Source organism: Nostoc sp., from assembly GCF_036917515.1.
Classification (GTDB): Bacteria; Cyanobacteriota; Cyanobacteriia; order Cyanobacteriales; family Nostocaceae; genus Nostoc.
Genome location: NZ_JBALDE010000242.1, coordinates 1 through 21,951, shown reverse-complemented (window position 1 = coordinate 21,951; position 21,951 = coordinate 1). Strand labels below are relative to the sequence as shown.

Genomic DNA, 21,951 nt, shown 5'->3' with positions numbered 1-21,951 from the left:
TGGCTAATTTATTTACATAAATTTATACAACATAATTCATCAGTCGATGCAATGGCGTTGTCACCCAATACAATCGCATTGTTAATCGATGCAATGGCATTGTCAGCCGAAACAATCGCATTGTTAATCGATGCAATGGCATTGTCAGCCGAAACAATCGCATTGTTAGCCGAAACAATCGCATTGTTAGCCGAAACAATCGCATTGTTAGTCAAAACAATCGCATTGTCAGCCGATGCGATCGCATTGTTAGTCGATGCAATGGCATTGTCAGTTGATGCGATCGCATTGCAGCTCGATGAAAAAAATCAGATTGCAATCTGACTTTATTAAATTACGAATTACGAATTATGAATTGCTCTGCAAGATGCAGGCTTCAACCAAGGACTATGGGGCGTAGTGGTGGGAAGATTTGCTCTCAGCACGACTTCCCCTTTTTCGTTTAGCACCATACCAGTAGCTTCTATGATCGGTTCTGGTGCGGGGGTAGTTATTTTGCTGGGAACAAATGAGCTACTGCGCTTATCACGGTTTGGATTGAGACTCACCAAATCTACTTTCACTGCATCAGTGTTAAGAGCTTCACCTGGATTAGGAGGCAAGCCACCGCGTCCAGTGATTGTAAAACTGCTTTTAGCTAAATTTCCACCAGCTTGACAAGTCTGTGCTACAGAGGTATCAACTGGTACGGTTGGCAAGTTAACTAAGCCACTGTTAGGGTCAATATCAGGTGTATTAAGTTCTACAGTGCCACTTACACCAAACTCAGAACTAGCGGTGATGTCCGAAAGGGAAGTTGGGTTAGAGCGGGGTTGAATGCCATAGATTCCAAAGGCTTGAATATCTACTTTCCCACCACTGCCTGTGTAAGCATTAGCAGTGATATCGCTATTTTCGCTTGGAACGGCAACTATGAAGCCTGACGGGGCATTGATAGTGATGTTGCCACCATTACCACCAGCTTCTGCTGTGCCTGCGGTGGTAGAAATTTGAGCGCCACGACGCAGAAGCAGTAAATCAGTTTGTAAGTTGATGTCGCCACCGTTACCTGATGCAGATTGGGCGTTGAGTGTGCCACTGTTGTCTAAGGTAACTTTGGGTGAGGTGACGATAATATCTCCAGCAGTACCCGTGGTAGTTTGGGAGTTAACGAACAAGCCACTAGTAAAGTTGGCATTGCCAGAAATAGTGAAAAAATCAGCAGCATTAACTTTAATTGTGCCTGCATTCCCTTCTCCAAGGGTTTCGGCAGAAAGTTGAGCGCCATCACTTAGAGAGAATGAACCAGAATCGATAGTAATGTTACCCCCATTACCTTCTGTCCCCGTTTTCACCAAGCTACGAATCCCACTGGCAATATCGTTTTTCACCCCAGCAATATCAATAGCACTAGTAACTTTAACATTGACATTCCCTGCATCGCCCCGTCCTGCTGGCTGGGTATCAGATGTTTCACGAGTAATGGTTGTCAGTTGAGCGCCATCAATTAATGATAGTGTTGCAGCATTGATGTCGATATTACCTCCTTTACCTACACCCCCAGATTCCACCGTGCTGAAGATGACAGCATTACCTGCAAGAGAAACAGCATCTCGTGTCCGCACTGTCACATTCCCTGCATTTCCAAGTCCCGAAGTTGAGGCAGAAAGTTGAGCACCATCACTTAGAGAGAAGGAACCAGAATCGATAGTAATGTTACCCCCATTGCCAACTGTCCCCGTTTGCACCAAGCTGCCAATTCCACTGATAAAACCGTTTTTCACCCCAGCAATATTAACAGCACTAGTAACTTTAACATTGACATTCCCCGCATCGCCCTGTCCTGCTGGCTGGGTATCAGATGCTTCACGAATTAGGGTTTGCAGTTGAGCGCCATCAATTAGTGATAGGGTTGCAGCATTGATGTCGATATTACCTCCTTTACCTACACCCCCAGATTCCACCGTGCTGAAGATGTAAGCATTATCTGCAAAGGAAACAGCATCTCGTGTCCGCACTGTCACATTCCCTGCATTTCCAAGTCCCGAAGTTGAGGCAGAAAGTCGAGCGCGATTGCTTAACGAGAATGAACCGGAGTCAATAGTAATATTACCTCCATTGCCAACAGTCCCCGTATCTACAAAGCTGAGAATCCCACTAGCAAAACCGTTTTTCTCTCCAGCAATATTAACAGCGCCTGTTACCAAAACATTGACATTCCCCGCATCGCCCCGCCCTGCTGGCTGCGTAGCAAATGCACCGCGAGTAGCGGTTGCTAATTGAGCGCCATCAATTAGTGATAATGTTCCAGCATTGATATCAATATTGCCACCTTTACCTACACCCCCAGATCCCACCGTGCTGAAGATGTAAGCATTATCTGCAAAGGAAACAGCATTTAGTGCACGTACTGTCACATTCCCCGCATTCCCAAGTCCCGAAGTTGAAGCATTCAGTAAAGCGCCATTGCGTAACGAGAAATCACTAGAATCGATAGTAATATCACCCCCATTGCCAACTGTTCCAGTTTCCACCTGACTAAAAATCCCACTAGGATAACCATTTTTCTCCCCAGCAATATTAACAGCGCCTGTTGCCAAAACATTGACATTCCCCGCATCCCCCCGTCCTGCTGGCTGCGTAGCAGATGCAGCGCGAGTAATGGTTGCTAATTGAGCGCCATCAATTAGTGATAATTTTCCAGTATTGATATCAATATTGCCACCTTTACCTACACCCCCAGATCCCACCGTGCTGAGGATGGAAGCATCTGTAAGGGAAACATTATCTAGTGCACGTACTGTCACATTCCCCGCATTCCCAAGTCCCGAAGTTTCGGCTACAAGTGCAGCGCCATTGCGTAACGAGAATGAACCGGAGTCAATAGTAATATTACCTCCATTGCCAACAGTCCCCGTATTTACATCGCTAAAAATCCCACTAGGATAACCATTTTTCTTCCCAGCAATATTAACAGCGCCTGTTACCAAAACATTGACATTCCCCGCATCCCCTCGTGCTGCTGGCTGCGTAGCAGATGCACTACGATTAGAGGTTAACAGGCTAGCGCTATCAATTAGTGATAATGTTCCAGCATTGATATCAATATTGCCACCTTTACCTACACCCCCTGATGATACCGTGCTGAAGATGCCAGCATCTGTAAGGGAAACATTATCTAGTGCACGTACTGTCACATTCCCCGCATTCCCTTGTCCAAGGGTTTCAGCTACAAGTGCAGCGTCATCTTGTAGCGACAAGGAACCAGACTCGATAGTAATGTTACCTCCATTACCTTTTGAACCCGAACGCACACGATTGCCAACCCCGCTCCCAGCAACTTTGATTTGCCCGGTAGCATTGAGGGTAATATCTCCAACAACAGTTTCAGGTGTTCCCAAACCTTGCCCAATACCAGCACTTAAAAAAGTTAGTCCTAAAATTTCTAGATTAGAGGCATTCACTACAATATTACCGCCACCAGCGCCATCTACATATATACCTGCTTGATTGGTAAGGGATACCTCAGTTCGCGCAACATTATCAGGAAATTTTAAGCTGAGATTATCGCCATTTACACCCAGCCCTACAGTACCAGCTTGGGCCAACCCTCCTAACTCAACTTGCCCACCAAAAGCATTTAATTCTCCCCCATCCATGCTGACATTACCACCCACCAGCAGTAAACTTTTTCCAGCTGGTACTCGTAAACCAAATACATCAAAGCCTGCTGGATCTTTTCCTGTGGGTGCAACTGAGTTATTTTGAATCGCTGCGTTTTGATTTATCTGATTAAACAGCAATGCTGAAGGATTAATAGTCAATAACGGTGAAGGAATATTTTGCTCAGTAGCGCTAAAAAATCCTCGATTTCCAAATTGCAGTGCATTTGCTGTACTCGCCACAAAGGAACCACCAACATTTAATTGAGCATTCTCACCAAATACAATTCCATTAGGATTTATCAAAAATAAATTAGCTGTGCCCTTAGTGCCAATTAACCCATCAATATTAGAGACTGATCCACCCGTTACGCGACTGATAATATTTTGAATATCTGCTTTATTATTGAACAAAGCAGCGCCGTTAATCGGAACAGTAAATTCCCGAAAGCTGTGGAACAAGTTGCCACCTACTTGGGTTCCTCCTGAAATGATGTTGTTGTTTCCTTCTAATTTGACACTAGAGTTATCAGGCAAAGTGCCATCAGGGATAATTTGGGCAAAAGCGGAATTTGGACTGCAAATGCTTGAACCACATATTGCAATTCCGATAAACCAGCCCCAACGAATACTTATCTTGGACATTGCACCCCTTTAAGCAAACAGCAGTTGCAATTTTGGTTATGTCACACCACTAATGTCGGTTTACAGTGGTTACAGTCACCTGTAGATAATTCTCAGTTGCGATCGCCTTAGTTTTACGCAAAACTTGCTAATTGATATACATAAATTTATACACCATAATTCATCAGTCGATGCGATCGCATTGTAAGTCGATACAATCGAATTGTTAGTCGAAACAATGGCATTGTCACCCAATACAATGGCATTGTCAGTCGATGCGATCGCATTGTTAGTCGATACAATGGCATTGTCAGTCGATACAATCGCATTGTCAGTCGATACAATGGCATTGTAAGTTGATGCGATCGCATTGTCAGCCAATACAATGGCATTGCAGCTCGATGAAAAAAATCAGATTGCAATCTGACTTTATTAAATTACGAATTACAAATTATGAATTGCTCTGCAAGATGCAGGCTTCAACCAAGGACTATGGGGCGTAGTGGTGGGAAGATTTGCTCTCAGCACGACTTCCCCTTTTTCGTTTAGCACCATACCAGTAGCTTCTATGATCGGTTCTGGTGCGGGGGTAGTTATTTTGCTGGGAACAAATGAGCTACTGCGCTTATCACGGTTTGGATTGAGACTCACCAAATCTACTTTCACTGCATCAGTGTTAAGAGCTTCACCTGGATTAGGAGGCAAGCCACCGCGTCCAGTGATTGTAAAACTGCTTTTAGCTAAATTTCCACCAGCTTGACAAGTCTGTGCTACAGAGGTATCAACTGGTACGGTTGGCAAGTTAACTAAGCCACTGTTAGGGTCAATATCAGGTGTATTAAGTTCTACAGTGCCACTTACACCAAACTCAGAACTAGCGGTGATATCCGAAACAGAAGTCGGATTAGAGCGGGGTTGAATGCCTAAGATACCAAAGGCTTGAATATCGACTCTGCCACCACTGCCTGTGTAAGCATTAGCAGTGATGTCGCTATCTTCGCTTGGAACGGCAACAATGAAGCCCGACGGGGCATTGATGGTGATGTTGCCACCATTACCACCAGCTTCTGCTGTGCCTGCGGTGGTGGAAATGGAAGCACCACGACGCAGAAGCAGTAAATCAGTTTGTAAGTTGATGTTGCCACCGTTACCCGATGCAGATTGGGCATCAAGTCTGCCACTGTTGTCTAGGGTAACTCTAGGTGAGGTGACGATAATATCTTTAGCAGTACCTGTCGGACTTTCAGAGAAAACGAACAACCCACTGCTCAAGTTTGAACTCTTGCCAGAAATGGTGACTTGAGCAGTAGCATTAACTTTAATTGTGCCTGCATTCCCTTGTCCAAATGTTGAGGCATTAAGTCGAGCGCCATTTTGTAACGAGAAAGAAGCAGAATCGATAGTAATGTTACCCCCATTGCCAACCGTCCCCGTATCTACAAAGCTGAGAATCCCACTAGCAAAACTGTTTTTCTCTCCAGCAATATCAACAATACCTGTAACATTAACATTGACATTACCCGCATCCCCCTGTCCTGCTGGCGCTGTTGCAGATGCACCACGAGTTAGGGTTAGCAGTTGAGCGCCATCAATTAGTGATAGTGTTGCAGCATTGATATCAATATTACCACCTTTACCTACACTTCCGGCTTCCACCGTGCTGAGGATGGTAGCATCTGCAAGGTCAACAGCATCAAGTGTCCGCACTGTCACATTCCCCGCATTTCCTTGTCCAAATGTTAAGGCAGAAAGTTGAGCGCCATTACGTAAAGAGAAGGAACCAGAATCGATAGTAATGTTACCTCCATTGCCAACTGTCCCAGTTTCCATTCGACTGAAAATCCCACTTAAAAAACCCTTTTTCTCCCCAACAATATCAACAACATCAGTTACATTAACATTGACATTCCCTGCATCGCCCTGTCCTGCTGGCTGGGTAGCAAATGCACTACGAGTAGCGGTTGTCAGTTGGGCGCCATCAATTAGTGATAGTGTTGCAGCGGAGATATCGATATTACCTCCCTTACCTATACCTCCGGCTTCCACCGTGCTGAGGATAGAAGCATTATCAGCTAGAGTTACAGCATTTTGTGCATTCACTGTCACATTCCCCGCATTTCCTTGTCTACTAGTTGAGGCTTCAAGTTGAGCGCCATTACGTAACGAGAAGGAACCAGAATCGATAGTAATGTTACCCCCATTGCCAATTGTTCCAGTTTCCACCCGACTGGAAATCCCACTTAAAAAACCATTTTTCTTTCCAGCAATATCAACTGACCCAGTAACTTTAACATTGATATTCCCCGCATCTCCCCGTCCTGCTGGCTGGGTATCAGATGCTTTACTAGTATCGGTTTGTAGGCTAGCGCCATCAATTAGTGATAGTATTGCAGCTGAGATATCGATATTGCCTCCTTTACCTACACCCCCTGCTTCCACCGAGCTGAAAATGGTAGCAGCTGCAAGGGAAACATCATGTTTTGCACTCACTGTTACATTCCCCGCATTTCCTTGTCCGAAAGTTGAGGCTTCAAGTACAGCGCCATCACGTAAAGACAAGGAACCAGAATCGATAGTAATGTTACCCCCATTGCCTTGTCCCAATGTTGAGGCAGCAACTTGAGCGCCATCACGTAAAGACAAAAAACCAGAATCGATAGTAATATTACCTCCCTTACCTACACCCCCTGATTCCACCGTGCTGAGGATGAAAGCATCTGCAAGAGAAACAGCATCAAGTGCATTCACTGTCACATTCCCCGCATTTCCTTGTCCAAAAGTTGAGGCTTCAAGTACAGCGCCATTATGTAACGAGAAAGAAGCAGAATCGATAGTAATATTACCCCCATTGCCAATTGCTCCACTTTGTACCCGGCTGAAAATCGCACTAAAAAAACCATTTTTCTCTCCAGCAATATCAACAATACCTGTAACATTAACATTGACATTACCTGCATCCCCCTGTCCTGCTGGCGCTGTTGCAGATGCACGACGAGTAGCGGTTTGCAGTTGACCGCCATCAATTAGTGATAGTGTTGCAGCATTGATATCAATATTGCCTCCTTTACCAACACCCCCTGCTTCCACTGTACTGAGGATGCTAGCATCTGCAAGAGAAACAGCATCAAGTGCCCGCACTGTTACATTCCCTGCATTGCCTTGTCCCAATGTTGAGGCGACAACTTGAGCGCCATTACGTAAAGAGAAGGAACCAGAATCGATAGTAATATTACCCCCATTGCCAACTGTCCCCGTTTGCACACTGCTGAGAATCGCACTAAAAATACCGTTTTTCTCTCCAGCAATATTAACAGCGCCAGTAACATTAACATTGACATTTCCTGCATCTCCCCTTCCTGCTGGCTGAGTATCAGATGCACCACGAGTTAGAGTTAGCAGTTGAGCGCCATCAATTAATGATAGGGTTGCAGCATTAATATCGATATTGCCTCCTTTACCTACACCCCCTGCTTCCACTGTACTGAAGATGTAAGCATTATTTGCAAGAGAAACAACATTTTTGGCACTCACTGTCACATTCCCCGCATTCCCTTGTCCATAGGTTGAGGCTTGAAGTTCAGCGCTATCAGTTAGTGAGAGAGTTGCAGCATTGATGTCGATATTGCCACCTTTACCTACGCCAGAAGCTTCCACCGTACTGAAGATGGCAGCATCTGCTAGGGAAACAGCATCTCGGGATCGCACTGTCACATTTGCCGCATTCCCTTGTCCAAGGGTTAAGGCAGAAAAAAAAGCGCCATCACGTAACGAGAATGAACCAGAGTCAATAGTAATGTTACCCCCATTGCCAAGTGACCCCAAACGCACAAGATTAAAAACACCACTCCCGTCAGCGATTTTGATTTCCCCGGTAGCATTCAGCGTAATATCTCCCCCAATTGTTTCAGGTGTTCCCAAACCTTGCCCAATACCACCGCTTAAAATACTTCCTCCCAATATCTCTAGATTCTTAGCATTGACTGCAATATTACCGCCACCAGCGCCATCTACATATATACCTGCTTGATTGCTAAGGAATACCTCAGTTCGCGCTACATACTCAGGAAATCTCAAGCTGAGATTATTGCCATCTACACCCAGCGCTACAGTACCAGCTTCGCTCAATCCTCCTAACTCAACTTGTCCACCATAAGCATTTAATTGTCCCCTATTCATGCTGACATTACCACCTACCAGCAGTAAACTCTTACCATCTGGTACTCGTAAACCAAATGCATTAAAGCCTGCTGGATCAATTCCTGCAAATGCAACTGAGTTATTTAGAATCGCTGCGTTTTGATTAATCTGATTAAACAGCAATGCTGAAGGATTAATAGTCAACAACGGTGAAGGGATATTTTTCTCAGTAGCGCTAAAAAATCCTCGATTTCCAAATTGCAGTGCATTTGCTGTACTCGCTACAAAAGAACCACCAATATTTAATTGAGCATTCTCACCAAATACAATTCCATTGGGATTAATCAAAAATAAATTAGCTGTGCCCTTTGTGCCAATTAACCCATTAATATTAGAAACTGATCCACCCGTAACCCGACTGATAATATTTTGAATATCCACTTTATTATTAAACAAAGCAGCGCCGTTAGTCGGAACAGTAAATTCCCGAAAGCTGTGGAACAAGTTGCCACCTACTTGGGTTCCTCCTGAAATGATGCTGTTGTTCCCCTCTAATTTGACACTAGAGTTATTAGGCAAAGTGCCATCGGGGATAATTTGGGCAAAAGCGCAATTTGGACTGCAAATGCTTGAACCACATATTGCAATTCTGAAAAACCAGCCCCAACGAATACTTGTCTTGGACATTGCACCCCTCTAAGCAAATAGCAGTTGCAGAACTTTTGGTTATGTCACACCACTAATGTGGGTTTACAGTGATTGCAGTCACCTGTGGATAATTCTCAGTTGCGATCGCCTTAGTTTTACGCAAAACTGGCTAATTTATTTACATAAATTTATACAACATAATTCATCAGTCGATGCAATGGCGTTGTCACCCAATACAATCGAATTGTTAGTCGATGCAATGGCATTGTCAGTCGATGCGATCGCATTGTCACCCAATACATTTGAATTGTCAGTCGATGCGATCGCATTGTCAGCCGATACAATTGAATTGTTAACCAATACAATCGCATTGTCAGCCGATACAATTGAATTGTTAGTCGATGCGATCGCATTGTCAGCCTATGCGATCGCATTGTCAGCCGATACAATCGAATTGTTAGTCAAAACAATCGCATTGTCAGCCAATACAATCGAATTGTTAGTCAAAACAATCGCATTGTCAGTTGATACAATGGCATTGCAGCTCGATGACAAAAAACCAGATTGCAATCTGACTTTATTAAATTACGAATTACGAATTGCTCTACAAGATGCAGGCTTCAACCAAGGACTATGGGGCGTAGTGGTGGGAAGATTTGCTCTCAGAACGACTTCCCCTTTTTCGTTTAGCACCATACCAGTAGCTTCTATGATCGGTTCTGGTGCGGGGGTAATTATTTTGCTGGGAACAAATGAGCTACTGCGGTTATCACGGTTTGGATTGAGACTCACCAAATCTACTTTCACTGCATCTGTGTTAAGAGCTTCACTTGGATTAGGAGGCAAACCGCCGCGTCCAGTGATTGTAAAACTGCTTTTAGCTAAATTTCCACCCGCTTGACAAGTCTGTGCTACTTCGGTATCAACTGGTACAGTTGGCAAGTTAACTAAGCCACTGTTAGGGTCAATATCAGGTGTGTTAAGTTCTACAGTGCCACTTACACCAAACTCAGAACTAGCGGTGATGTCCGAAACAGAAGTTCGGTTAGGGCGGGGTTGAATGCCTAAGATACCAAAGGCTTGAATATCGACTCTGCCACCACTGCCTGTGTAAGCATTAGCAGTGATGTCGCTATCTTCGCTTGGGACAGCAACAATGAAGCCCAACGGGGCATTGATGGTGATGTTGCCACCATTACCACCAGTTTTGTCTGTGCCTGCGGTGGTAGAGATTTGAGCGCCACGACGCAGAAGCAGTAAATCAGTTTGTAAGTTGATGTTGCCACCGTTACCTGATGCAGATTCGGCGAAGAGTCTACCACCATTGTCTAGGGTAACTCTAGGTGAGGTGACAATAATATCTCCAGCAGTACCCGTGGTACTTTGGGAGTTCACGAACAAGCCACTGTTAATGTCTGAACTCTTGCCAGAAATGGTGACATTAGCAGCAGCATTAACTTTAATTGTGCCTGCATTCCCTTGTCCAAAAGTTTCGGCAGTAAGTATACCACCGTCTCGTAACGAGAAAGAACCAGAATCGATAGTAATATTACCCCCATTGCCAACTGTTCCCGTTTCCACCAAGCTGAAAATCCCACTGCTAAAACCGTTTTTCTCCCCGGCAATATCAACTTTCCCACTAACATTAACATTGACATTCCCCGCATTCCCCCGCCCTGCTGGCTCGGTATCAGATGCTTCACGAGTAATGGTTACCAGTTGAGCACTATCAACTAATGAAAGTGTCGCAGCATTGATGTTGATATTGCCTCCCTTATCTGCCCCCCCTGGTTCGACCGTGCTGAGGATAGCAGTTGGCTCACCTGTAAGGAAAACAGCATCAAGTGCGCGCAATGTTACATTTCCCGCATTACCAAGTCCTGAAGTTGAGGCTTCAAGTTGAGCGCCATCACTTAGAGAGAAAGAACCAGAATCTATAGTAATATTGCCACCATTGCCAACTGTCCCCGTTTCCGTCCGGCTAAAAATCCCACTGCGTAATCTATTTTTTGCCCCAGCAATATTAACAGCGCCAGTAATATTAATGTTGACATTGCCTGCATTCCCTCGCCCTGCTGGCGCTGTTGCAGATGCACTACGAGTAACGGTTAGTAGTTGAGCAGTATCAATTAATGATAGTGTTGCGGCATTGATGTCGATATTGCCTCCATTACCGACACCCCCTGCTGACACCGTGCTGGAGATGTAAGCATTTGCAAGAGAAACAGTATCTCGTGCACGCACTGTTACATTCCCTGCATTTCCTTGTCCAAGGGTTTCGGCACTAAGTCCACTGCCATCTTGTAACGAGAAAGAACCAGAATCGATAGTAATGTTACCCCCATTGCCAACACCCCCTGATTCCACCGTGCTGAGGATGCTAGCATCTGCAAGGTCAACTGTATTTTTGGCACTCACTATCACATTCCCTGCATTGCCTTGTCCAAGGGTTGAGGCAGTAAGTTGAGCACCATCACTTAGAGAGAAAGAACCAGAATCGATAGTAATGTTACCCCCATTGCCAACTGTCCCCGTTTCTACCCGACTGAAAATCGCACTGAATAAACCGTTATTCTCCCCAGCAATATCAACAGCGCCAGTAATATTTACATTGACATTCCCTGCATTACCAAGTCCTGAAGTTGAGGCAGTAAGTTGAGCGCCATCAATTAGTGATAAGGTTGCAGCTGAGATATCAATATTGCCACCTTTACCTACACCCCCTGATGATACCGTGCTGAAGATGCCAGCATCTGCAATAGAAACAGCATTTTTGGCACTCACTGTCACATTTCCTGCATTACCAAGTCCTGAAGTTGAGGCTTGAAGTCGAGCGCCATCACTTAGAGAGAAAGAACCAGAATCGATAGTAATGTTACCCCCGTTGCCAACTGTCCCCGTATTCACTCGGCTGAAAATCGCACTGAATAAACCGTTATTCTCCCCAGCAATGTCAACAGCGCCAGTAACATTTACATTGACATTCCCGGCATCCCCCCGTCCTGCTGGCGCTGTTGCAGATGCACGAGCAGTAGCGGTTAGCAGTTGAGCGCCATCAATTAGTGATAGTGTTGCAGCATTGATGTTGATATTGCCACCTTTACCTACACCTCCAGATTCCACCGTGCTGAAGATACCAGCATCTGCAACAGAAACAGCATTTTTGGCACTCACTGTTACATTCCCTGCATTGCCTTGTCCAAGGGTTGAGGCTTGAAGTTGAGCGCCATCACTTAGAGAGAATGAACCAGAATCGATAGTAATGTTACCCCCATTGCCAACTGTCCCCGTTTCCACCAAGCTACTAATCTTACTCTTCAAACCGTTTTTATCTCCAGCAATATTAACTGACCCAGTAACATTAATATTGACATTCCCCGCATCGCCCTGTCCTGCTGGCGCTGTTGTAGATGCACGACGAATAATTAGGGTTAGCAGTTGAGCGCTATCAATTAGTGATAGTGTTGCAGCATTGATGTTGATATTGCCACCTTTACCTATACCCCCAGATTCCACCGTGCTGAAGATACTAGCATCTGCAACAGAAACAGCATTTTTGGCACTCACTGTCACATTTCCTGCATTGCCTTGTCCAAAAGTTGAGGCACCAAGGATAGCGTCATCTTGTAGTGAGAATGAACCAGAATCGATAGTAATATTACCCCCATTGCCAAGTGACCCCAAACCTACAACATTACCAACTGTGCTCCCGCCAGCAACTTTGATTTCGCCGGTAGCATTGAGGGTAATATCTCCCGCAACAGTTTCAGATGTCCCCAAACCTGACCCAATACCGCCGCTTAAAATACTTCCTGCCAATATCTCTAGATTAGAGGCATTGACTGCAATGTTACCGCCACCAGCGCCTTCTACATATATACCTGCTTGATTGGTAAGGGATACCTCAGTTCGCGCAACATTATCAGGAAATTTTAAGCTGAGATTATCACCATTTACACCCAACGCTACAGTACCAGCTTGGGCCAACCCTCCTAATTCAACTCGTCCACCAAAAGCATTTAATTCTCCCCCATCCATACTGACATTCCCACCGACCAGCAGTAAACTTTTACCATCTGGTACTCGTAAACCAAATACATCAAAAAAGCCTGTTGGATCAATTCCTGCAAATGCAACTGAGTTATTTTGAATTGCTGCGTTTTGATGAATCTGATTAAACAGCAATGCTGAAGGATTAATAGTCAACAACGGTGAAGGGATATTTTTCTGTGTCGCGCTAAAAAATCCGATATTTCCAAATTGCAATGCATTGGCTGTACTCGCCACAAAAGAACCACCAACATTTAATTGAGCATTCTGACCAAATATAATTCCATTGGGATTAATTAGAAACACGTTAGCTATACCATTAGCGCCAATTAACCCATTAATATTAGAAGCTGACCCACCCGTTACCCGACTGATGATATTCTGAATATCCGCAGCATTATTAAACAAAGCAGCGCCGTTAATCGGGACAGAAAACTCCTGAAAGCTGTGGAACAAGTTGCTACCTGCTTGGGTTCCTCCTGAAATGATGCTGTTGTTTCCTTCTAATTTGACACTAGAGTTATTAGGCAAAGTGCCATCCGGGATAATTTCAGCAAAAGCGCAATTTGTATTCCCAATGCTTGAACCACATATTGCAATTGGGATAAACCAGCCCCAACGAATATTTATCTTGGACATTGCACCCCTTTTTAAGCAAACAGCAGTTGCGGAACTTTTGGTTATCTCACACCACTAATGTCGGTTTACAGTGGTTGCAGTCACCTCTGGATAATTCTCTGTTGTGATCGCCTTAGTTTTACGCAAAACTTGCTAATTTATTTACATAAATTTATACAACATAATTCATCAGTCGATGCAATCGCATTGTCACCCAATACAATCGAATTGTTAGTCGATGCGATCGCATTGTCAGTCGATGCAATGGCATTGTAAGTTGATGTGATCGCATTGTCAGTCGATGCGATCGCATTGTCAGTCGATGCAATGGCATTGTTAGTCGATACAATCGAATTGTCAGGCAAAACAATCGTATTGTTAACTCAAACAATGGTATTGTAAGTTGATGCGATCGCATCTGCGTAAGTAAATAAACAAAAAGTTAACTCCAACTCCTAGCTTGAATCCTACCACTTAAATTGGTATGAGAGTGGTTTAAAGGCAGTTGCCTAGCAGAACATAAGGGGCCCAAAACATGGGACGTTGGTATCTAGGATTTTGCAAAAGAGCGAGCTGGGCGCGACGGAGTACTTCAGCTTTAGTCAAGTTTTTGTTGGCTAACTCTTGGTAAAATTTACTCATTAACACAGCAGTAGACTCATCATCCAAATTCCACAAAGAAGCAATGGTACTGCGTGCTCCTGCCTGAAAAGCGACACCAGCAATTCCCAGTGCTGCTTGTTCGTCCCCAGCAGCTGTTTGACAGGCACTAAGAATGAGCAATTCAATCGCTTCGGGTCTATTTTGTTCTAGCGTTCGCACTAACTCATTTAACTTTTTGACATAAATACGCTCATTCCAAGCGACAATAAATGTCTCCTCAGCTTTAGAGCTAAACTGACCATGAGTTGCAAGATGAACAATAGGGAAAGGTAAAGAATTAATCCGGTTCTGCAAAGTTTTGCTGGTAAATTCTTGATTCAGAAGGATGGTGCTAGGGACTTGAGAGCGGATTTCTTCTAATTCGAGTTTGACGTTGGGTAGTGCAGAAAATCCCGAACTTGCTTCACTCAATCCTGCGACTATTGCCTTTAATTTCTTCTCTAATGGTTTGGGTTCAATCAGTTGCAGACTAGGGGTGAGTGCAATGTTATACTTCTCAACTAGATATTGTTTGCCATCGTAGAGAGCTGCCATCGGAATATTTCGCAACCAGCCATCCAGCACAAATACCAAAGTAGGAATTTTACTTTCAGCTAAGGCAGCTTCAGCAGGTTGAATCAGCCATTTGTAAACCTTCTGGGATAAAGATTGAACCTGTCGTCGCGTCTGTGGTTTGGGTAGATTTTCCTGTAGTTGTGCTAAAGTAGTTTCCACTTCCTTTTTAACTACAGGGGTAGTGTAGTGCAACCAACGCTGTTGAGGCAACTCAACGATCACCTCTAGTCGGTCTGGCAAAATAAATGGATAAATAATTGCTGCCGTTGGATCTTTTTTGGGATTACGGATTTGAGCATTCAAACAGTTGTTGCGAAAGAAGTTTTCTAATTCTGCTATTTGGAGTAATTCGATTGTATTGCTAGCTTTTGCAAGATTTTCTGAGCTAAGTTGGGAGTTACCCTGAGATTGCAAAAGTAAATCCACTAACTCTCGATAAACTGGTTCAACTTCCTCTCGAAAGGAAAATTTCACCGCAGAATTGACAGCAACTAAATCACTACGGAGGGCTTGGAGGTTATTAACCGCTTCTGTGTAAGCTGCTACTGCTCCTTTGATATCTCCCTTAGCTTTAAGCAAACGTCCTTGTTGCCATTGCCATTGATAGCCAATGTCCTTAGCATCAATAGCTTGAGCGATGAGCAAGGCTTGTTGGGTGAGGTTTTGGGCATCAGACCATTGTTGGGTTTGTTCGTACACTTGCCCTAAAACACCAATAGCATAAGATTCTGTGCGTTTATCTTGCAAACTTTTTGCTTGCTCAATAGCAGTTGCCAGTAATTGGGCAATGTCCAACCATGAGGCAGTGTCTGCGGCGGTTTTTTTTCGGAATTGGATTAGACTTTGGGCAAAGTTAATGCGAGCATAAATTGCTGTCCGACTAATGGGTAAGTCGTTAAGCTGAGTTTGAATTTGAGAGGACAATGTTTGGAAAGCTGCCAATTGCTCAGTTTTCAGCAGCAGTCTTAGTTGATTAGCTTGAGCTTGGATGCGTGTAGTGGGTGAGGTTGCAGTTTTGATAGTTTGTTGATAATATTTTATCGCTGTTTGCGTGTCTTGTTGAACACGGGCTATATTACCCAGACTGAGGAAAATATCAGCGATCGCTTCTTTATCTGGCAAAGATGAAGCTACTTCTAAACTTTGCTGTAATATCTGTCGAGATGTTTCTAAATCACCAGTGACTTGCACGACATTACCGAGACTATGCAGGGCTGCGACTTTAACAGGTGAGTTGGGTTGACTTTGGAGAATCTGGGTACTTTCTCTTAAAGTCTTCTCGGCTTGACGATAAAACCCTAAAGCTTGCAAAGCTTGCGCTTGGTTAATCCGATTTTGAATAACCGCCCTTTCATTGCCGATTTTGGTATAAATGTCAAGTGACACTCGCCAAGTATCCAGGGCATCTTCAGCTTTGCTTTGAGCTAATTGCAGGCGACCTTTGATATCTAAGACTTGGGCTATAATTTGTTCTTTAGTATCTATATTTTGAGCAGTTTGTAATAAGTTGAGACTTTGAGCGATCGCACCTTCTGCCTCTGACCACTGTCCTAGTTGCTGATAAGCTAATGAGAGATTACCCAGTGCGATCGCTTGCCTCAGTTCATCTTCATTAGCTTTGAATGCAGAGATAGACTGTTGCCAAGAAGTAGCAGCTTCAGCAAATCGTTCGGCTTGATAAAATTTACTACCTTGTTCCAGCAAATTTTGAGCATCAGGCAAGCTTTGAACAATTGAGTTTTCCGCAGTTACATGTGCGAAAGTGGGCGGCAATAACCCCGCGCTTAAGAATATAGCCAAAAGCAGTAGTACACTTAAAAAGCGTTTGATTTTCCGTAATCTAGATTTTTTTCTTGCCATGTTTTTGCCCCCATTCGCACCGCGTTTTTACTAAAAATAGACAGTGTAAGTTGCTCAACCTCCCTGGCTTTGATTAAACACACGGCAATCGGCTGTCCTCTGCCAGGAAGAATGAGGCGTGACGGTGGGTGCAAAGCCAGTGAGAATTACATCGCCATTAGCAGCAATTACCCAACCAGTAGCTTCTACTATGCGAGCTGGTGTTGGGTTAATCGGATTTGTGGAAACTGCTGGAATATTACCTACTTTTGGGTTGAGAGTCACCAAATCTACCTGCACTGCATCAGCGCTGAGAGCTTCACCCGGATTGGGTGGTAAGCCACCGCGTCCAGTGATGATGAATTTGCTTTGCGCTTGAGAGCTACCCGCAGTACAACCTTGGGCTACACGGCTATCAACTGGTACGGCTGGTAAGTTGACTAAGCTACTGTTAGGGTCGATGTCGGGTGTGTTGAGTTCTACAGTGCCGTTTACACCAAACTCAGAACTAGCGGTAATGTCACTCAGAGGAGTTGGGTTAGAGCGGGGTTGAATGCCATAGATACCAAAAGCTTGAATATCTACTCTCCCACCACTGCCTGTGTAAGCATTAGCAGTGATGTCGCTATCTTCGCTTGGGACAGCAACGATGAAGCCTGACAGGGCATTGATAGTGATGTTACCACCATTACCACCAGCTTGTGCTGTGCCTGCGGTAGTGGAAATGGAAGCGCCACGACGCAGAAGGAGTAAATCAGTTTGTAAATTGATGTCGCCACCGTTACCCGATGCAGATTCGGCGTTGAGTGTGCCACTGTTATCTAGCGTAACTCTAGGTGAGGTGACAATAATATCTCCAGCAGTACCCGTCGGGCTTTCAGAGAAAACTAACAAGCCACTATTAAAGCTTGAACTGCTACCAGAAATGGTGAAAAAATCAGCAGTATTAACTTTTATTGTGCCTGCATTCCCTTGTGCAAAGGTTTCGGCAGAAAGTTGAGCGCCATCACTTAGAGAGAATGAACCAGAGTCGATAGTAATGTTACCTCCATTGCCAACTGTCCCCGTTTGCACTCGGCTACGAATCCCACTGGAAAAAATATTTTTCCCCCCAGCAATATCAACGGCACCAGTAACTTTAACATTGACATTCCCAGCATCTCCCTGTCCTCCTGGCTGGGTATCAGATGCACCACGAGTAATAGTTAGCAATTGAGCGCCATCTTTTAGTGACAGGGTTGCAGCATTGATGTCGATATTACCTCCTTTACCTACACCCCCTGATTCCACTGTAGTGAGGATTCTAGCAGATGCAAGAAGGGAAACAGTATCTCGTGCCTGCACTGTCACATTCCCCGCATTCCCTTGTCCAAGGGTTGAGGCTGCAAGTTGAGCGCGATCGCGTAATGACAAAGAACCAGAATCGATAGTAATGTTACCCGCATTACCAATTGTCCCCGTACTCACAAAGCTACTAATCAAACTAACAAAACCATTTTTCTCTCCAGCAATATCAATAGCGCCAGTAACATTAACATTGACATTCCCCGCATTCCCCTGTCCTGCTGGCTGGCTATCAGATGCACCACGAGTAATGGTTGTCAGTTGAGCGCCATCAGTAAGTGACAGGGTTGCAGCATTGATGTCGATATTGCCTCCTTTACCTACACCAGAAGCTTCTACTGTGCTGAGGATGCTAGCATCTGCGAGGGAAACAGCATCTCGTGCCTGCACTGTCACATTCCCTGCATTCCCTTGTCCAGAAGTTAAGGTAGCAAGTTGAGCGCCATCTCGTAACGAAAAGGAACCAGAATTAATGGTAATGTTACCCCCATTACCAACTGTCCCTGTTTGCACACTGCTGCTAATCCCAGTAACAAAACCATTTTTCTCTCCAGCAATATCAATAGCGCCAGTGACATTAACATTGACATTCCCAGCATCCCCCCGTCCTTCTGGCGCTGTTGCAGATGCACCACGAGTAAGGGTTTGCAGTTGAGCGACATCTTTTAATGACAGGGTTGCAGCATTGATGTCGATATTACCTCCCTTACCGACACCTCCTGCTTCCACCGTGCTGAAGATGTCACCGCTTTCAAGGTCAACTGCATCTCGTACCCGCACTGCCAAATTCCCCGCATTCCCTTGTCCATAAGTTGAAGCTTGAAGTAGGGCGTTATTTTGTAACGACAAAGAACCAGAATCGATAGTAATGTTACCCCCATTGCCTTGTGACTCCAAGCGCACCAGATTGTTAACACTACTCGCAGTGCCAGCAACTTTGATTGACCCGGTAGCATTCAGCATAATATCTCCTGCAACAGTTTCAGGTGTTCCCAAACCTACCCCAATACCACCGCTTAAAAAACTCCCTCCCAATATCTCTATATTCTTTGCATTGACTACAATATCACCGCCACCAGTCCCTTCTACGTATATCGCAGCCTGATTAGTAAGGGATACCGAAGTTTTCGCAACATTCTCAGGAAATCTTAAGCTGAGATTATCGCCATCTACACTCAGCGCTACAGTACCAGCTTCGGCCAACCCTCCTAACTCAACTCGTCCACCATTAGCATTTAATTCTCCGGCATCAATACTGACATTCCCACCCACCAGCAGTAAACTCTTACCATCTGGTACTCGTAAACCAAATGCATTAAAGCCTGCTGGATCTCTTCCTGCGAATGCAACTGAGTTATTTTGAATCGCTGCGTTTTGATTAATCTGATTAAACAGCAATGCTGAAGGATTAATAGTCAACAATGGTGAAGGGATATTTTGATCGGTAGCGCTAAAAAATCCTCGGTTTCCAAATTGCAGTGCGTTCGCTGTACTCGTCACAAATGAACCACCAACATTTAAACTGGCATTTGCACCAAAAATAATCCCATTGGGATTAATTAGAAACAGGTTAGCTGTACCATTAGTGGCAATTAACCCATCAATGTTAGAAACCGATCTACCCGTTATTCTGCTAATAATGTTCTGGATGTCAACAGTATTATTAAAGTAAGCCCCGCTATTGGTGGGGACAGAAAACTCCTGAAAACTGTGGAACAAATTGCTTCCAGCTTGGGTTCCCCCTTCAATGATTCTGATGTTGTCTTGTGTTGTAACACGAGAATTATTGGGTAGAGTGCTATCGGGGGTAATTTGGGCAAAAGCGCAATTAACAGAGAAAGCAAATGTCTGCAATACAGCTTCGCCGATCGCACTACCCATCACCAACCAACTTACCAGTGCGAATTTCCAGCGCCAACGCGGCCTGCATCGCTTCATTCTTAACATTGCAACCTTAGATAACCAGCAAGTAAACTACACCCTCTTATAAGGATAGATAGAAAACCCACGGTAGGATTGCAAGAAATAGTTACAAATAGTTACACTGCGATCGCCCTAAATGTCTGCAATCAACCTTGCCTTCCTCAGAAAGAATTGCATCACAGTCTCTTCTCTAGAAATAATATCAACTGTACCTTCCATTCCCAATTGCAGCGCACACAGGTGTTTGTCCCTACCTAGAGAAAGGCTTTCTGGCTCAATTGTTACCCCATAGAACGCACCAACGGCTGCCATCTTTTGGTTGGCAGATGTAGTGTCGGTGGCATTAGCAGCATTCCCTTGAGGTGCGATTGCATCTGGGGAAATCGTCTTAACCTTGCCTTTGAGAGTACCATAATCTGGATAAGGACAGGCAGAAACCCGCATTTGTACCTTTTGGCCTTGTTTCAACTTATTTTTATCTTGAAGTGCTACTGCTGCCTTAATCTCTAAGGGAGCATCACTGGGGACAATTTGGGCAATCTGCTCTCCAGAAGGCACAGTTTGACCGGAGTTTCGCAGATTTAATTTAGAAACGATCCCGTCTGCTGTGGCTGTAATCACAGTTTGGCTGAGGTCGATATTTACTTGTTGAAGTTCGCGGGTGTCGCGCTCTAGCTGTTTTTGGATTTCAATTCGTTGCTGGATTAGAGCAAGGCGTTCTTTATCTAAAGTCGCAATGCTAGCTTGACCTGTAGCTTTTTCTTGGGCAATGCGTTGAGAAGCGATCGCTACTTGTGCATTACTAGGATTAAGAGCAGTTTGGACATTTTGCAATTTGGCTTTAGCTGCCTGGAGAGCTTGTTCTTGCTGGCGAACTGCTAGTTGTGCTTCCTCAAATTGATCTTGAGACAAGGCTCCGGCTTTGGCTACACTCTCATAACGATTTCGCTTTGACTGGGCTGCTTTCAGACTAGCATCCGCAGCTTTGACATTGGCATCTGCTTCTTCGACATCAGTAGCGGTAGTAATAAGTTTATCTTGATAGTCCCGACTGCGACCGCTTAATTCAGATTCAGCACCAGCAATAACCTGGTTGATGCGCTTAGTTTCAGCTAAAACCTGGGTATTAATGGCATTAATTTGGGCGTTGATTTGAAAGAGTTGTAAACGACTTTGCCCAATGCTACTTTGCAGTTGGCTCTTTTTGGTTTGCAGCTTCGAGTTGTCAATAGTGGCAATAACATCCCCTTTTTTGACAACTTGATTCTCTGCAATAAAGATGCGCATCACCTGACCCTCTGTGGCAGTTTGAACAATCCGCAATTCACCAGCAGGACGGACGACAGCTTGTCCTTTAACTGTCACTTTATATTTGGTAACAGAAGCAAGTGAAATGGCTAGCCCCACAACAAAGACAAGAACTAGTCCGCCCAAAGTAGTCCAACTACCAAGTGGCGGGAGAAACTCGTTGTCTTGAATGGGGGGCAGGTAATCTGAGTTGGAATAGCTAACCATGATGATTGAACTTACGTCTTGACAAATTAGACAGACAATAGTTTTAGACAAAACAGGCGATGCCTACGCTTTTTGCTAGCTTACGCTAGTTTGTAGGGACTTGAAAGACGGATAATTTACGTCATCTCTATCAGCAGGTTGGGACTATTAGAACTACTACTAAACCATACACAGCGCATTGTGACCTCAACACTTACACTCTGTTGTTACTAGCAGAATCAAAATACCCAGGTTGCAACCGTTTGACAGAGATAATGGAAGATTTCTAGTCCAAAATCTAGACATTCCGCCATCGGGTTTAATCCCTCTTTTGTTACTTTGGGTAAAGAAAAAACAGCAATCTTATTCAACTAGCAATAGGAAAACTGATTGGACTCGCCCGAAAATCATTCAT

Annotated in this window: 10 protein-coding genes and 1 pseudogene; 1 reads left to right on the top strand and 10 read right to left on the bottom strand. The window is 44.4% G+C overall.

The window, feature by feature from the left end:
* Positions 1-8 precede the first annotated feature (8 nt).
* The 10 genes from V7K89_RS36200 to V7K89_RS31350 form a co-directional block, all read right to left on the bottom strand.
* The gene (locus V7K89_RS36200) at positions 9-242 is read right to left on the bottom strand and encodes a hypothetical protein (protein WP_442941814.1); all 234 of its coding nucleotides are present in this window, start codon (positions 240-242) and stop codon (positions 9-11) included.
* A 99-nt stretch (positions 243-341) separates the two neighbouring features.
* Positions 342-4,286 carry a two-partner secretion domain-containing protein gene (locus V7K89_RS31390; protein ID WP_335194351.1) on the bottom strand — a complete coding sequence of 1,315 codons (3,945 nt, stop codon included), beginning with the start codon at positions 4,284-4,286 and terminating at the stop codon, positions 342-344.
* Between the two features lie 146 nt (positions 4,287-4,432).
* On the bottom strand, positions 4,433-4,657 hold the full coding sequence (locus V7K89_RS31385) for a hypothetical protein (protein ID WP_335194349.1): 225 nt from the start codon (positions 4,655-4,657) through the stop codon (positions 4,433-4,435).
* A gap of 52 nt (positions 4,658-4,709) precedes the next feature.
* Positions 4,710-9,089 (bottom strand): two-partner secretion domain-containing protein, encoded by a 4,380-nt coding sequence (locus V7K89_RS31380; protein WP_335194347.1) that lies wholly within the window; start codon positions 9,087-9,089, stop codon positions 4,710-4,712.
* Positions 9,090-9,238: 149 nt separating this feature from the next.
* Positions 9,239-9,499, bottom strand: coding sequence for a hypothetical protein (locus V7K89_RS31375; RefSeq protein WP_335194345.1), 261 nt, complete (start codon positions 9,497-9,499; stop codon positions 9,239-9,241).
* 136 nt (positions 9,500-9,635) lie between these two features.
* Positions 9,636-13,739 carry a two-partner secretion domain-containing protein gene (locus V7K89_RS31370; RefSeq protein ID WP_335194343.1) on the bottom strand — a complete coding sequence of 1,368 codons (4,104 nt, stop codon included), beginning with the start codon at positions 13,737-13,739 and terminating at the stop codon, positions 9,636-9,638.
* A gap of 137 nt (positions 13,740-13,876) precedes the next feature.
* Positions 13,877-14,083 carry a hypothetical protein gene (locus tag V7K89_RS31365; protein WP_335194341.1) on the bottom strand — a complete coding sequence of 69 codons (207 nt, stop codon included), beginning with the start codon at positions 14,081-14,083 and terminating at the stop codon, positions 13,877-13,879.
* Positions 14,084-14,213: 130 nt separating this feature from the next.
* Positions 14,214-16,796, bottom strand: a complete 2,583-nt coding sequence (locus V7K89_RS31360; protein WP_335194339.1) for a CHAT domain-containing protein — start codon at positions 16,794-16,796, stop codon at positions 14,214-14,216.
* A 54-nt stretch (positions 16,797-16,850) separates the two neighbouring features.
* A complete protein-coding gene (locus V7K89_RS31355; protein ID WP_335194337.1) occupies positions 16,851-20,057 on the bottom strand; it encodes a two-partner secretion domain-containing protein in 3,207 nt (1,068 codons plus the stop codon).
* A gap of 117 nt (positions 20,058-20,174) precedes the next feature.
* Positions 20,175-21,557, bottom strand: coding sequence for an HlyD family efflux transporter periplasmic adaptor subunit (locus V7K89_RS31350; protein WP_335194335.1), 1,383 nt, complete (start codon positions 21,555-21,557; stop codon positions 20,175-20,177).
* 146 nt (positions 21,558-21,703) lie between these two features.
* On the opposite strand from V7K89_RS31350, the pseudogene V7K89_RS31345 reads away from it, so the two are divergent.
* A pseudogene (locus V7K89_RS31345) lies at positions 21,704-21,820 on the top strand (IS701 family transposase); the annotation flags it as partial.
* Positions 21,821-21,951: the final 131 nt, after the last annotated feature.